We start from the raw sequence: 13,163 nt of genomic DNA, 5'->3' as shown, positions 1-13,163 counted from the left end.
GTAAAAATTATATGTACACAAGCAAACGTTAAGAAATATCCCTGAAAATGCTTTCAATGTCTGTTTCCTTATTGAGGTTTTGTGCACCGACTCACGCCAGAGAAAAGATTCAGCAGGTTTGATTATTGTTTGGCTGAGACGGCAAAACAAGGCTGCGAACTCAGGCGTAAGCAAAACACAGGCCTCCGATGTTTGGGGCTGATTTTTGGGGGCGAAGAGTTAGGGGGGTGAATAAAGTGCTGCCGACTGCTGAGAGCAAGCCGGCAGTTGGTGCCTAATGAGCTGGTTTGAGCTGAAACTCGGAGAGTTTTTTGGCGTCGGCCAATATGCCTTGCTCCAGCTCGGCTTCAGACTTCATCCTGGCCAGGTCGAGCCGCATCCGTTCTTGCTTGGGTAACTGAGCCCTAGCCTCCAGAATGGGATGATCCTTGATACGCTCAAAATGGGTAAATACATCCGGGTAGTCACCACTGACTCTCTCTGTCAGCGATAGCAGATCGAACAGTTTGACGATTCTAACTACCCCTTCGGACAACTCACAACGTTCTTCCGTCATGGCGGCAGCAATATAGCGGATATCTGCAAGCAGGGATGCCTGTTTCGCTTCCATAACGGCCTTTTGTTCAGCCATAGCCAGCTCTCTGGCCTGGGTTTGTTTCCTCAGACGCAGCAGCAACACTGTGGCATAGGCGCTCAGTCCTATGATGATCAACATGGCTAAGATGATGAGGATAAACTGCATCCCGGCCTCCGTTAGTTGTCTTGGTATTGTTTCAGAAGTTCAGCACCGGATTCGAATTTTTCCAGCAACTCGTCATCGCTATGACCCTTGCCTGGGGCTTCATCGCTCTGATCCAAATCGGTAATGCCGAGTTTTTCCATTAGCTTCTCAATCTTGGCCAATTGCCGCTCCAGCCATTGCTGGTCATCGGCGGCCAGTTCCCGTCCTTCTTCCAGTTGATCCAGCAGCTTATTCAGGCGCGGATCTTCCTCCAGTTGCAGCAGCAACTGTTCATCGGTCAGTTTGGGTTGTTTGGGCTGTGCAACCTTTTCTTTGACTATATCCAGAGCGACAGGTTTTTTGCTGCCAAGGCGGATATCTTGTTTGTCAGTGCCAGCACGTTTTTGCCCCTTCGGAGCAGCTGGGTTCTGGCGGCTGCCCGCCTTATTGCCAGAGTCCTGCTTCTTACGGGCCGGAGCGCGCTCAGATTTCTTGCTTCTGGGGGCCAGTTTGGGGTTGTTCTCGCCGACTTTGCGGGTCTTTTTACTACGGGACATAATTCTCTCGATAAAAAGTAGTTGGTTGCGTCCGAACCGTGCCGGGTTCAGTCTACAAGCGGCGGTTCTGCATCAAGGTCGCGTGTTATAGCAGATCCTGATGTTTTTTGCATCAAGATGAAGTCCTGCGCTGCAAATATTAGCCTAAATTTGCCCTGAGATGCCAAGTAAGCAAATGTCTGCTGCTGATAAAAGCTGACATGGGTTGGATTGTTTTTGTAATGCCATTTGGGGAACGCGGCTAAAGAGGTCAGTAGTGGGGTGGATATGGCCAGCCAACCACCTGGTTTCAAAAGGGTTTCTATTAAGCTCCACTCTTTGGCCGGGGTCCTGAAGTGTTCGAATACCCGAAAACAACAGATAAAGTCATATTGGTGATGTAGTAACTGGTGGTCTGCTGCAAAAAAGGGATCGAACTGTTGTAAATGGTGACCGGCGTCGCGGATCTGTTTCAGGCCATCCTCGCTTAGCACTCGGCCAAAGTTGAGACCAAATAAAGGCGTTGGCTGCAAAGATTGCAGCTGATCCAACAAGGGGTGGATAAAGCGAGCCAACTGCTTTTGCTTTCCTGTTTGGCGGGCTCGGCCGTAACGCTGCTTTTCGGCATCGGGTAACAGGTAACTGCTGGAGTCTGCAAACAACAGCCGACATTCAGGGCAGAGATAAAAACCTCGTTTCTTATCTTGAAAGCTGAGTTCAGCCTGATCGTTATGACACAGGGGGCAGCGACGCATGGACTAATTCAGATCTGCTCAATGGTGGTTAATAAATTATGCCATAAAAAAAGGCGGCAGTATGGCTGCCGCCTTATGATGGTGCTAACTAACACCCTATTCTGATTTCAAGTTTCCTTACTTGCTATGCGACTTTCCCGGTCGATATCCTTCTTTTTTGACAGCTTTCCCTGCAGTTTTTCTCGTTATCGGTCTTCCAGACACTTTCTTGGGTTTCCTGCAAATAGCGATGGCCAATTGACTCATCATTATTCAGTCGTCTTCTGTGACGCCTAACAGACCATCCTTGTCTACCAAGTACCTTCCAGTGATAACAAGCTTCCAGCCAGTGCATCCAAAGCGCGTTGCTTCCCGTGCCAATGTTTGAGTCCTGCAAACATCTTCCTGTTGGAGCAAGTTCCCCTGTTAATTCGTAAGGACAATGCTAAAAAGCGGTTTGGCAAAATCGCCGGTTCCTTACTTTTATTGACCTGGATTTCAAACTGAAATCTCGACTCATTATTATTATTTGCGAGTGGTCTTAGTAGTCTTATTGTTATTGGCTTGCTTTATTCTTATATCTTGAATGTAAATTATACCGAAACCTGAATGTTGTTGGTAAAGTTTTTATACAAACAGATGGGTTTATCTCGGTACGGGCACATTAAACCTAAATCTGTGATCTGTGTCAAGCATTAATGTTTTCAGTTTACGTAAACGTAAACATAAACATTGTGGCTTAAGAAAAGGGTGAAACTTCACCCTTTTCCAAGTTACAGCAAAAATTACTTCAGGCTGGAGATGTACTTGGCCAGTGCATCAATATCTGCATCATTCAGCTTTTTCGCTGTGTCCTGCATCATGCCGTTTAGGTCATTATGACGGCTCTGGTCACGGAACTTATTCAACTGGATCTTGATGTAGTTGGCGTGCTGCCCAGCAACAGCCGGGAAACCGGCCAGTTCGCTGCCTTTACCTTCAGGACCGTGACAAGCAGAACAAGCGGCTATGCCACGAGACATATCACCACCCTTGAACAGCTTTTCGCCGGCATCAGGAACATCTTTTACTTCAGCAACTTGTAATGTTTGACTGGCAAAATAAGCTGCAACATCGGCAATATCCTGATCGCTCAAGGCTACCGCCATCCCACCCATGATAGGATCCATACGGCCATCCTTGCCACCGGTTTGAGCTGCACTACGAAACTCCCGCAGCTGTTTTTGCAGATAGGTTGTATGCTGACCGGCCAATTTGGGATACATGTCGATCATGCTGTTGCCATCAAGACCGTGGCAGGCAGAACAGACAATGGCTTTGGTTTTTCCCGCTTCAGCATTACCTTCAGCAATCGCAGGTGAAGATATGGCGGCGACTACAGACAGCGCAAGGGCTAACTTTTTCATGGCGTTCCAACTTCTTTCGTTAAATTATTGTCCTGAGCTTACTAGGGTGACCCGCAAGCGTGGTAAAATACAAATAATGTGATCGGGCTAATATTTTACACGAAAACGTGGAAAAGTAAGCAAGTCTTCAATATTTATGCTATCACCCAGCAAAATTCCGGAGTCAGAAGTGACAGCAACTCGTATCGATTTTCGCAAGACAAAATTCCTTATCAGCGCGCCTGATATTGCCCATTTGGACAAGCACTTACCTGGCGATACCGGCGTGGAAATCGCCTTTGCTGGTCGCTCAAATGCCGGTAAATCAAGTGCTTTGAATGCTTTGACCGAGCAGAAAAACCTTGCCAGAACCAGTAAAACTCCTGGCCGTACCCAACTGATCAATGTGTTTGAGCTCGATGAGCAGCGCCGTTTGGTGGATTTACCCGGCTATGGTTTTGCTCAGGTACCACTGGCCATGAAGCTCAAATGGCAGGAATCTTTGGGTGAATATTTACAAAAGCGGGCTTGCTTGAGTGGTGTGGTGGTGCTGATGGATATTCGCCATCCGTTGAAAGACTTGGATTTGCAGATGATTGAATGGGCTGTTGCCAGTGAAATCCCGGTGTTGGCGCTGCTGACCAAGGCAGATAAGTTGCCACAGAGTGCCAAGATGAAAACGGTCAATGAGGTACGTAAAGCGCTGGCTGACTTTGGTGATTGGGTCAGAGTCGAGCCTTTTTCTTCATTGAAGGGCACCGGGAAACCTAAGGTTTTGGCAATTCTGGATGAGTGGTGCCATCCAGCCTGGTTGGAACAAGAAGACAACGAACAAGGATGATGGACCCAAACCACTATACGGCAGCCATGGAGGCTGCCGTTTTTGTATTTGTTGTTTGTGCTGGGAGAATCAGGACAAAAAAAACCGGTGACTCAGTCACCGGTTAACTTAGCTCTTTTGGGGAGAAGCTAAAATTTCAACAAGACTCAAGTACCATCAAACTTGGACTTCGATGGCTCTCAATGACGGTAGCATAGCGCGAATCGAATCAGGTTTAAAGTAATTGCTCTAAAAAATACTGTAGACGAAAAAAAGCCCCAGCAAATGATTGCTGGGGCGCCAGAATTTGGCTGATCACTAAAAGTGAAATAAAGGTCTGAAAGATAGAACATCTTAACCTCTGTACCCTACGCCGAGAATAATACTGCATTTATCTTTAATGGGAAAACTGTTTTTTCAAAAATACGACAATAATGTGGAGTCGATCACAAGAAATCTTGGTTGAAACAGCAATTTTTGATCTGTGAATTACAGAAATGAGCTTAAAATGCAATCTGTTAGCACGCATTTGTCGATTAATTGCCGGAAAGTGTTGTTTTCAGTTCAGATAGGTTGGCTAGTGACGATAATAAGCGGGAATAATTACTGCGTTGTGTTCAAAATACGAAAAAGCCACCCCGAAGGATGGCTCTTGATGAAGTAGGTGGGTTATCAGTGTGCCTGATCCCAGCTATCACCCAGGCCCGCTTCGGCCAGCAAAGGGACATCCAGGGTAGCGGCTTCAGCCATGAGTTTGCAGATCTGTTGTTGCAACTCTTCTGCTTTCGTTTCATCCACCTCAAACACCAATTCATCGTGAACCTGCATGATCATGGTGATCTCCCCCTTGGTGTCAGAGGCTATCCAGTCGGCAACTTTGATCATCGCTTTCTTGATGATGTCAGCGGCTGTTCCCTGCATAGGAGCGTTGATTGCAGCCCGTTCCGCAGCTTGACGCCTCATGGCGTTGCGATCACGGATTTCCGGTAGGTACAGGCGTCTACCAAATAGTGTGGAGACATAGCCTTGCTCGGCGGCGAGTGCTCGGGTCTCTTCCATATACTTGAGCACGCCGGGATAACGCTTGAAGTAGGTATCCATATAGCTTTGTGCTTCAGCGCGGGGAATATCCAGTTGGCGCGCCAAGCCAAAGGCCGACATGCCATAAATCAGACCGAAGTTAACCGCCTTGGCGCGGCGACGCTGTTCTGGGGTGACAGTTTCAAACGCCACATCAAAGACTTCAGCCGCAGTTGCTCTGTGAATGTCTTTACCCTCGGCGAATGCTGCCAGTAGCCCGGCATCCTGGGACAAGTGAGCCATGATCCTGAGCTCAATTTGTGAATAGTCAGCGGCCAAAATCTTGCGTCCTGAAGGTGCGATAAAGGCTTGACGAATTCTACGCCCCTCTTCGGTGCGGATAGGGATATTCTGCAGGTTAGGGTCGCTGGATGACAAACGGCCGGTAGCGGCGTTGGCCTGATGGTAGCTGGTGTGCACTCTACCGGTTTTGCCATTTATCATCAGCGGTAACTTATCTGTATAGGTGCTCTTGAGTTTGGTCAGGCTGCGATGCTCGAGAATAATCTTTGGCAATGGATAATCCAAAGCCAACTCTATCAAGACTTCCTCGGCAGTGGATGGCGCACCTTTCGGGGTTTTCTTGATTACCGGATAGCCCAGTTTTTCGAAGAACAGCGCCTGCAGTTGTTTGGGGGAACTGAGGTTAAATTTCTCTCCGGCGATCTCGTAGGCTTTTTGCTCCAGCGCATCTATTTTTTGCGCCAGCTCATCACTCTGTTGCGACAATTGCATACTGTCGATCAGCACGCCGTCGCGCTCCATCTGTGACAACACCTGAATAAGCGGCAACTCAAGTTCAGTGAAAACCTTGGCTAACTCTTGCTCCCGCTCGAGCCTGGGCCATAGGTGTTGATGCAGCCTAAGGGTAATATCGGCATCTTCTGCGGCATAGGGCGATGCTGTTTCCAGTGGGATCTGGTTGAATGTCAGCTGCTTGGCGCCTTTGCCTGCAATATCTTCGAAGCTGACGCATTTGTGCCCCAGGTATTTGAGTGCCAGCCCGTCCATGTCGTGTCTGGATGCCACTGAATTGAAGACATAGGATTCGAGCATGGTATCGAAGGCGACACCGGCCAGCTTGATACCGGCATTGGCCAGAATACTGATGTCATATTTTAGATTTTGACCGACTTTCTTGATCTCAGGGTTTTCAAGGATCGGTTTGAACTTCGCTAATACCTGTTCTCTAGGTAGTTGTTCGGGGGCTTCCGGGTAATCGTGCCCCAGAGGTAGATAGGCTGCCTCTCCTGCCTTGACTGCAAAAGACAGTCCTACCAGTTCGGCATCCATATAATTGAGGCTGGTGGTTTCGGTATCTACCGCCATCAGTTCGGCCTCGGTTAACTTTTTTAGCCATTTTTCCAGGGCGGCCTCGGTCTGTATGGTTTCGTATTCTGTCTCTATGGCGAGTTGGGGTGCAGTTTCTTCCTGGGTTTCAGCCATTGCAGTATTGACCGCCAACGGATGCGGTATCTTGTTATCCAGAACTTCTGCCAACCAACGTTTGAACTCCATCTCACCATAAAGCTGTGTCAGTTGGTCTTTATTGGGGGCCGTAATATTGAGTTGGTGCCAGTCCAGATCCAGCTCGCAATCTGTCTTGATGGTCGCCAGATCGTAAGAGAGTTGCAGCATTTCTGCATTATCGATGATTTTCTTAGCCATGGTCTTGGCACCACGGAAGCCAAGAGCTGTGACACAATCCGGTTGCTGCAGTAGCTTGGCGACACCACCGGCCCCTGTCAGCATGGCCAACGCGGTTTTCTCACCCACACCAGGCAATCCCGGGATGTTATCGGCCTTGTCGCCCATCAGTGCCAACAGGTCGATGATAAGCTCGGGGCCGACGCCAAATTTACTGGTGACCTCTTCCGGCCCCATTATGGTGTCTGTCATTGTGTTGATCAGGGTGACATTGTCATCCACCAGTTGCGCCATATCCTTATCACCTGTGCTGATCAGAATGGCACGTCCTTCTTTACTGGCCCGGGAGGCCAGAGTGCCTATCACGTCATCGGCTTCTACGCCGGGAATACATAGGAGTGGTAAGCCCAGGGCTTCGATGATGGCATGCAGAGGCGCTATCTGACTACGCAGATCATCAGGCATGGGAGGCCTATGAGCCTTATACTCTGTATACATATCGTTGCGAAATGTGGGGCCTTTGGCATCAAACACAACCGCCATCTGCTGTGGCTTGTATTTGCCCAGCAAGCTGCGCAACATGTTGACTACGCCGTAAACCGCCCCGGTTGCTTCACCCTTGGAGTTGGTCAGGTGAGGCGGCGCATAGTAGGCCCGATAGAGGTAGGAAGAACCATCCACAAGGACGAGGGGGTTTTCTGCTATTGTTGGCATAGTTTTGTTTCAATCTAAGCTGTCTTAAGTGCTGCTAAGCATGCCATACCAAGGCATTTTCGGCCATGACAAAATCACCCTCAGCCTGTGGATAAGTCTGTGAGTGAAAAAATCAACATAGAGAAACACTGTAGAGAACAACTCGAAGTTGTTTTTATAACTTGTTGATATTTATTTGTTATTTGTTTTTTTGTGAGTCAGGTAAAAGTTTTACCAAATCTTATCGGTTGTGGATTTTTTAAATTCCTTTTCCAGATTTGCACCTTGGTAGCGGTAAAAATCGCCTCTTAGCAGAGACGATGAATTAAGTTAGCATGTTTTTTAATCAGATCAACCAGTTTGTAATTGGTTTGTTAAACCTAAATGACATAAGAGGGATTTTTTAATGAAAAAAATTGCAGTTCTTCTCAGTGGTTGCGGTGTCTTCGACGGCAGTGAAATCCACGAAGCAGTGTTGACCCTGCTGTCCCTGTCTCGCTCCGGCGCAGCGTACCAATGTTTTGCCCCTGATATTCCTCAAATGCATGTGGTCAATCATCTCAAGGGTGAAGTCGTGGAGACTGAGCAGCGCAATGTGTTGGTGGAGGCTGCTCGAATTGCCCGGGGTGATATCAAGGCGACGTCCGAGTTGAATCTGGCCGACTTCGACGGCCTGATCATTCCTGGAGGCTTCGGGGCCGCCAAAAACCTCTGTAACTTTGCCGTAAATGGCAGCAATAGTGAGATTGCCGCCCCGGTGCGTGAATTTATCAGCCGTTTTATCAGTGCCGGAAAGGTGGTGGGCTTTATCTGTATCGCGCCTGTGATGATCCCGGGCCTCTATGGTAAGGGGGCCAAAGGCACCATAGGGACGGACGCCGAAACCGCAGCGGCCTTTACTGCCATGGGCGGTGAACATCAAAATGCCAAGGTAGATCAAATTGTGGTCGACAGTGAGCGCAAGATAGTCAGCACCCCAGCTTACATGCTGGCAGGTTCCATTGCCGAGGCCAATAGTGGTATTGAAAAGCTGGTGGCTAAGGTGTTGGAGCTGGCCTAAGCCCTGTCCAAGTTCTTTTGAACCTATTCAAGAGGGAGCCTGAGCTCCCTCTTTTTACTGTAGCCTGCTGTGCAGAATGACTTTGGCGTGTACAAACCTGAGCCACATAGGATTAGCTTTTCTTGCGGTTGTCGAGCCAGCCTTGGGCCAGCCCGACCAAGAGCCCGCCTAGATGCGCGCCGTTGGCTATCGAAAGGCCAAACACATCCATAAAGCCAAGTACCAGCCACAGCAGCATAAAGCCCATCATGGCCGGTGGCAGGCCTATGCCTTTCTCTGGGCTCATGCGGCCGCTGACCCAGGTATAACCCACCAGGCCATATACAACCCCGGAAAGACCGCCGAAGTTGGGGCCACTGAGATAGTACTGCACTATATTGGGCAAAGTGCCGGCGACCAGCAGTAGAGTCAGCAGTGGCGCAATGCCGATACGGTTTTCTATTTTGCCACCCAAGACCCACCACCAGAGCAGGTTAAAGGTGATATGCAGCGCCGAGAAGTGCAGTAGGCTCGGGGTAAATAAGCGCCAGAATTGGCTGAAACCGGCATCCGAAGTGGCGCCGAAGAAAGCCAGGGCTTCGAAAACCTGATTGCCGTAGCCCAGGTTCATGGCTGCGAAGATAGCTATGCAGACCAGTAGAATGATCAGCGTCAGCGGTCCGGCGCCGGTAATAAATTGACTCAGCAGTTGCAGCGATGGCGCGCCATAGTCAAAGCGGATTCGGTTGTCGCCATGATCCCAAGAGGCCTGCAAGTACTTGGGGTTTAACGGATCCTGGACAAAGTCGAGAAATGCTTTGCGCCCCTTGGCTTGGTCTGTGTCCTCAATAACATGGATGGCCACCCCCTGTTCCAGATGTGTGATGCGACAGGGGATCCCTTCACCCTTGAGGTAGTCTACCAGCGCCTGGGCGGCGCGTTCGTTGGGGAGGCGGCCGATTTCCATGTCTCAGTCCCTCGGCCAGGCAGCGAAACCGCCATCAAGGCTGTAGACCTCATCGAATCCTTGATGTTGCAGATATTCCGCGGCACTTTGGCTGCTGATGCCATGATAACAGCAAACCACCAAGGGCTTATCCATATCGGCGTCCCTGAGATAGTCGGCCAGATTGTCATTACCGAGGCGAACGGCGCCGGGAATATGGGCCGTCTCGAAACTGGCCGGATCGCGGATATCGACTATCTGCAGCTCGGCATCTTCGGCCATCATTTGCTGGAGTTGAACGACAGAAAGGTGTTGGTAACTGGACATAGTTTGCCTGTAAAAGAGGTAGTGCTTATTAACAGTGTGCATCAGGGCGCTGCATGAGTACAGCGCCCTGTTTGGGGATCAATCCCAGCTGAGAATGACTTTGCCGGATTGACCCGAACGCATGGCATCAAAGCCCTGCTGGAAGTCATCTACTTTGTAATGGTGAGTGATAATAGGTGCAATATCCAATCCGGACTGGATCAGGCTGGCCATTTTGTACCAGGTTTCAAACATTTCCCGGCCATAGATGCCCTTTATCACCAAACCCTTGAAGATGACCTTGCTCCAGTCTATCGCCATATCGCCACCCGGGATCCCCAACATGGCAATTTTGCCACCGTGGTTCATGGTATCCAGCATGGAGTGGAAGGCTGACGGCACACCGGACATTTCCAGGCCGACATCGAAGCCCTCTGTCATGTTGAGTTCGCTCATTACGTCTTCGAGTTTTTCCTTGGCCACATTGACGGCTCGGGTCGCCCCCAGTTTACGGGCCAACTCCAGACGGTACTCGTTGACATCCGTAACTACCACGTGGCGCGCACCGACATGGCGGCAAACCGCGGCGGCCATAATGCCTATGGGGCCGGCTCCGGTGATCAGCACATCTTCACCGACGAGATCGAACGACAGCGCAGTGTGTACCGCGTTGCCGAAGGGGTCGAAGATAGCGGCCAGATCGTCGCTGATATCATCGGGGATCTTGAAGGCGTTGAAGGCCGGGATCACCAGGTATTCGGCGAAGGCGCCTTCGCGGTTAACCCCAACACCCACAGTGTTGCGGCACAAATGGGTACGGCCACCACGGCAATTGCGACAGTGACCACAGGTGATATGGCCTTCGCCTGACACCCGGTCACCAATATTGAAGCCACGCACTTCCTGGCCCATATCCACCACTTCGCCGACATATTCATGGCCGACAACCATAGGAACCGGGATGGTCTTTTGTGACCACTCATCCCAGTTGTAGATATGCACATCGGTACCACAGATGGCGGTCTTGCGGATCTTGATCAGCAGATCGTTATGGCCCATTTCTGGCTTGGGCGCGTCTACCATCCAGATGCCTTGTTCAGGCTTGAGTTTGCTCAGTGCTTTCATTATGTTACTCCATGGGATAGGTATCAGATGATACCCATCTCCTTGCCGATTCGGGTGAAGGCTTCGATGGCCTTGTCCAGCTGTTCACGGCTATGAGCCGCCGACATCTGGGTACGGATACGGGCCTGTCCCTTGGGTACAACCGGGAAGGAGAAGCCGATAACATAGATATTTTCCTGCAACAGGCGGTTGGCGAAGTCACTGGCCAACTTGGCATCACCCAGCATGACCGGCACTATGGCGTGGTCGGCTCCGGCCAGGGTGAATCCGGCTGCAGCCATTTTTTCACGGAAATAACGGCTGTTTTCCCATACCGCTTCGCGCAGTTCCTGGCCCTCTTTGAGCATCTGCAGCACCCGAATCGAGGCGCTGACGATGGAAGGCGCCAGTGAATTGGAGAACAGGTAAGGACGTGAACGCTGACGCAGCCAATCGACGACTTCTTTACGGGCCGCGGTAAAGCCGCCGGAAGCGCCGCCCAGCGCCTTACCCAAGGTGCCTGTGATGATGTCGACGCGCCCCATCACATCGCAATATTCGTGGGTGCCGCGGCCGTTCTGGCCGATAAAGCCAACGGCGTGGGAGTCATCGACCATGACCAGAGCGCCGTATTGGTCGGCGAGGTCACAGATACCCTTGAGGTTGGCAATAACCCCATCCATGGAAAACACTCCATCTGTCGCTATCAAGATATGGCGGGCACCGGCATCGCGGGCGGCGATCAGTTGGGTTTCCAGATCGGCCATATCATTGTTGGCGTAGCGGAAACGCTTGGCCTTACACAGGCGAACACCGTCAATGATAGAAGCGTGGTTCAGGGCATCCGACACTATGGCATCTTCCGGGCCCAGCAGGGTTTCAAACAGACCTGTGTTGGCATCAAAGCAGGAGGAGTAAAGGATGGTATCTTCCATGCCGAGAAACTCGGATAGATTGGCTTCCAGTTGTTTGTGAATATCCTGGGTTCCGCAAATAAAACGTACCGAGGCCATGCCAAAGCCATGGTCTGCCAATCCGGCCTGCGCCGCCTTGATCAATTCAGGATGATTGGCCAGCCCCAGGTAGTTGTTGGCGCAAAAGTTGATAACTTCTGCTTCATTGACGCGAATGGCCGGTTGCTGTGGAGAAACTATTACACGTTCGCTCTTGTACAGGCCTTCGGCCTTGACGTCAGCAAGCTGTTGGTTGATCTGATCGTAGAATGAGGTAGATGCCACCTTAAGTCTCCTTGATTGGATTATTCTGTTTATTGGAGTGGTGGCATTTTAACCCTAAAGCCAATGGCTCAACACTCTTTTTTGAGCTGGGTCGGCAGGGATAAATCAGATTAGGGCTAGTGCTTATTTCAGATGAGAAAAACTAGGGAATCCGAGAAGGAGAAAGGCATCTGAATGACAGATGCCAAAGACCAAAGACCAAAGACCAAAGACCAAAGACCAAAGACCAAAGACCAAAGACCAAAGACAGTAGGGTTAGTCTTGCTGGTGGGCTAAAGTTTGGTAGTGCTGCTCCAGACGCTCGAAGGTCGAGGTGGAACTGGGGGTGGCGTAGGCTTTAAAGATCATCAGCACCCTGAGCAGGCCTTCATAGAGTGAAGACTTGGTGATATTGGCTATGCTGGATTGGGTCAGCTGATAGCTGATCCAGAAGCTGACTATCATCTTGATGGTATCGGCCAGGCTGGAGATCTTGTCTTGCTCCAGCTGCAGAAAGCCATCCTGACACAACTGTTGCAGTACGTGACTAGAGCGGGTCAACACCTTTTGCTGGGCTTCCAGATAGCGCTTTTTCAAGGCCTCATCGCGGCTGAGGATGTCGGCCAGGTTGGCGTACATAAAGCGAAATTGCCACAGGGTATAAAACATGGCATCGAAATAGCCAATCAACAACTCGACATCGACTTGCCTGTCTTCATAGGGTTGAAACCCCAGGTCCAGATGATTTTCATACTGGTCGAAAATACAACGAATAATGTCTTCCTTGTTGCGGAAGTGGTAATAGAGATTGCCTGGGCTTATTCCCAGATGGGCCGCGATATGATTGGTGGTGATGGAGCGCTCGCCGTGTTCGTTGAAGAGTTCCAGGCTGGCCTGGATGATTTTATCGCGGGTTTTCATCTGAGTCCTAAATG

At 50.2% G+C, this 13,163-nt stretch carries 12 protein-coding genes; 2 read left to right on the top strand and 10 right to left on the bottom strand.

Annotated elements, in window-relative coordinates:
- Positions 1-274: 274 nt before the first annotated feature.
- The 4 genes from ACMHXE_RS11520 to ACMHXE_RS11505 all read right to left on the bottom strand — a co-directional run bounded on the left by ACMHXE_RS11520 (position 275) and on the right by ACMHXE_RS11505 (position 3,397).
- Positions 275-742 carry a DUF2489 domain-containing protein gene (locus ACMHXE_RS11520; RefSeq protein WP_101053286.1) on the bottom strand — a complete coding sequence of 156 codons (468 nt, stop codon included), beginning with the start codon at positions 740-742 and terminating at the stop codon, positions 275-277.
- Between the two features lie 11 nt (positions 743-753).
- Complete coding sequence (gene yihI / locus ACMHXE_RS11515) at positions 754-1,278, bottom strand: Der GTPase-activating protein YihI (protein ID WP_101053284.1); 525 nt, start codon at positions 1,276-1,278, stop codon at positions 754-756.
- A 47-nt stretch (positions 1,279-1,325) separates the two neighbouring features.
- Positions 1,326-2,012, bottom strand: coding sequence for a methyltransferase domain-containing protein (locus tag ACMHXE_RS11510; RefSeq protein ID WP_101053282.1), 687 nt, complete (start codon positions 2,010-2,012; stop codon positions 1,326-1,328).
- A 764-nt stretch (positions 2,013-2,776) separates the two neighbouring features.
- A complete protein-coding gene (locus ACMHXE_RS11505) occupies positions 2,777-3,397 on the bottom strand; it encodes a c-type cytochrome (RefSeq protein WP_039035423.1) in 621 nt (206 codons plus the stop codon).
- 169 nt (positions 3,398-3,566) lie between these two features.
- Between ACMHXE_RS11505 and yihA the strand changes: the two genes are divergently transcribed.
- Positions 3,567-4,217, top strand: a complete 651-nt coding sequence (gene yihA, locus ACMHXE_RS11500) for a ribosome biogenesis GTP-binding protein YihA/YsxC (protein WP_101053315.1) — start codon at positions 3,567-3,569, stop codon at positions 4,215-4,217.
- A 651-nt stretch (positions 4,218-4,868) separates the two neighbouring features.
- Here the strand turns inward: yihA and polA are convergent.
- Positions 4,869-7,637 carry a DNA polymerase I gene (polA, locus tag ACMHXE_RS11495; protein WP_101053280.1) on the bottom strand — a complete coding sequence of 923 codons (2,769 nt, stop codon included), beginning with the start codon at positions 7,635-7,637 and terminating at the stop codon, positions 4,869-4,871.
- Between the two features lie 385 nt (positions 7,638-8,022).
- On the opposite strand from polA, the gene elbB reads away from it, so the two are divergent.
- Positions 8,023-8,676, top strand: coding sequence for an isoprenoid biosynthesis glyoxalase ElbB (elbB, locus tag ACMHXE_RS11490; protein ID WP_101053278.1), 654 nt, complete (start codon positions 8,023-8,025; stop codon positions 8,674-8,676).
- A gap of 112 nt (positions 8,677-8,788) precedes the next feature.
- Here the strand turns inward: elbB and glpG are convergent, their stop codons facing one another.
- The 5 genes from glpG to ACMHXE_RS11465 form a co-directional block, all read right to left on the bottom strand.
- Entirely contained in the window at positions 8,789-9,622 is an 834-nt protein-coding gene (gene glpG, locus ACMHXE_RS11485; protein ID WP_101053276.1) for a rhomboid family intramembrane serine protease GlpG, read from the bottom strand.
- Positions 9,623-9,625: 3 nt separating this feature from the next.
- Positions 9,626-9,928, bottom strand: a complete 303-nt coding sequence (glpE, locus tag ACMHXE_RS11480; protein WP_025888989.1) for a thiosulfate sulfurtransferase GlpE — start codon at positions 9,926-9,928, stop codon at positions 9,626-9,628.
- Between the two features lie 78 nt (positions 9,929-10,006).
- Complete coding sequence (gene tdh / locus ACMHXE_RS11475; protein ID WP_101053274.1) at positions 10,007-11,032, bottom strand: L-threonine 3-dehydrogenase; 1,026 nt, start codon at positions 11,030-11,032, stop codon at positions 10,007-10,009.
- Between the two features lie 23 nt (positions 11,033-11,055).
- Entirely contained in the window at positions 11,056-12,249 is a 1,194-nt protein-coding gene (locus ACMHXE_RS11470; RefSeq protein ID WP_101053272.1) for a glycine C-acetyltransferase, read from the bottom strand.
- A gap of 255 nt (positions 12,250-12,504) precedes the next feature.
- A complete protein-coding gene (locus tag ACMHXE_RS11465; RefSeq protein ID WP_101053270.1) occupies positions 12,505-13,149 on the bottom strand; it encodes a TetR/AcrR family transcriptional regulator in 645 nt (214 codons plus the stop codon).
- Positions 13,150-13,163: the final 14 nt, after the last annotated feature.

This window comes from Shewanella sp. BJSY2023SW007, assembly GCF_047314525.1.
GTDB lineage: Bacteria > Pseudomonadota > Gammaproteobacteria > Enterobacterales > Shewanellaceae > Shewanella > Shewanella chilikensis.
Note: the sequence above shows the minus strand (reverse complement) of the source record. Positions and strands in the feature narration are given on the sequence as shown.

Coding starts and splice junctions, on each gene's coding strand:
- polA (WP_101053280.1), bottom strand. CDS start 7,637: ATGCCAACAATAGCAGAAAACCCCCTCGTCCTTGTGGATGGTTCTTCC.
- tdh (WP_101053274.1), bottom strand. CDS start 11,032: ATGAAAGCACTGAGCAAACTCAAGCCTGAACAAGGCATCTGGATGGTA.
- glpE (WP_025888989.1), bottom strand. CDS start 9,928: ATGTCCAGTTACCAACACCTTTCTGTCGTTCAACTCCAGCAAATGATG.
- ACMHXE_RS11465 (WP_101053270.1), bottom strand. CDS start 13,149: ATGAAAACCCGCGATAAAATCATCCAGGCCAGCCTGGAACTCTTCAAC.
- ACMHXE_RS11520 (WP_101053286.1), bottom strand. CDS start 742: ATGCAGTTTATCCTCATCATCTTAGCCATGTTGATCATCATAGGACTG.
- ACMHXE_RS11505 (WP_039035423.1), bottom strand. CDS start 3,397: ATGAAAAAGTTAGCCCTTGCGCTGTCTGTAGTCGCCGCCATATCTTCA.
- ACMHXE_RS11510 (WP_101053282.1), bottom strand. CDS start 2,012: ATGCGTCGCTGCCCCCTGTGTCATAACGATCAGGCTGAACTCAGCTTT.
- elbB (WP_101053278.1), top strand. CDS start 8,023: ATGAAAAAAATTGCAGTTCTTCTCAGTGGTTGCGGTGTCTTCGACGGC.
- glpG (WP_101053276.1), bottom strand. CDS start 9,622: ATGGAAATCGGCCGCCTCCCCAACGAACGCGCCGCCCAGGCGCTGGTA.
- yihI (WP_101053284.1), bottom strand. CDS start 1,278: ATGTCCCGTAGTAAAAAGACCCGCAAAGTCGGCGAGAACAACCCCAAA.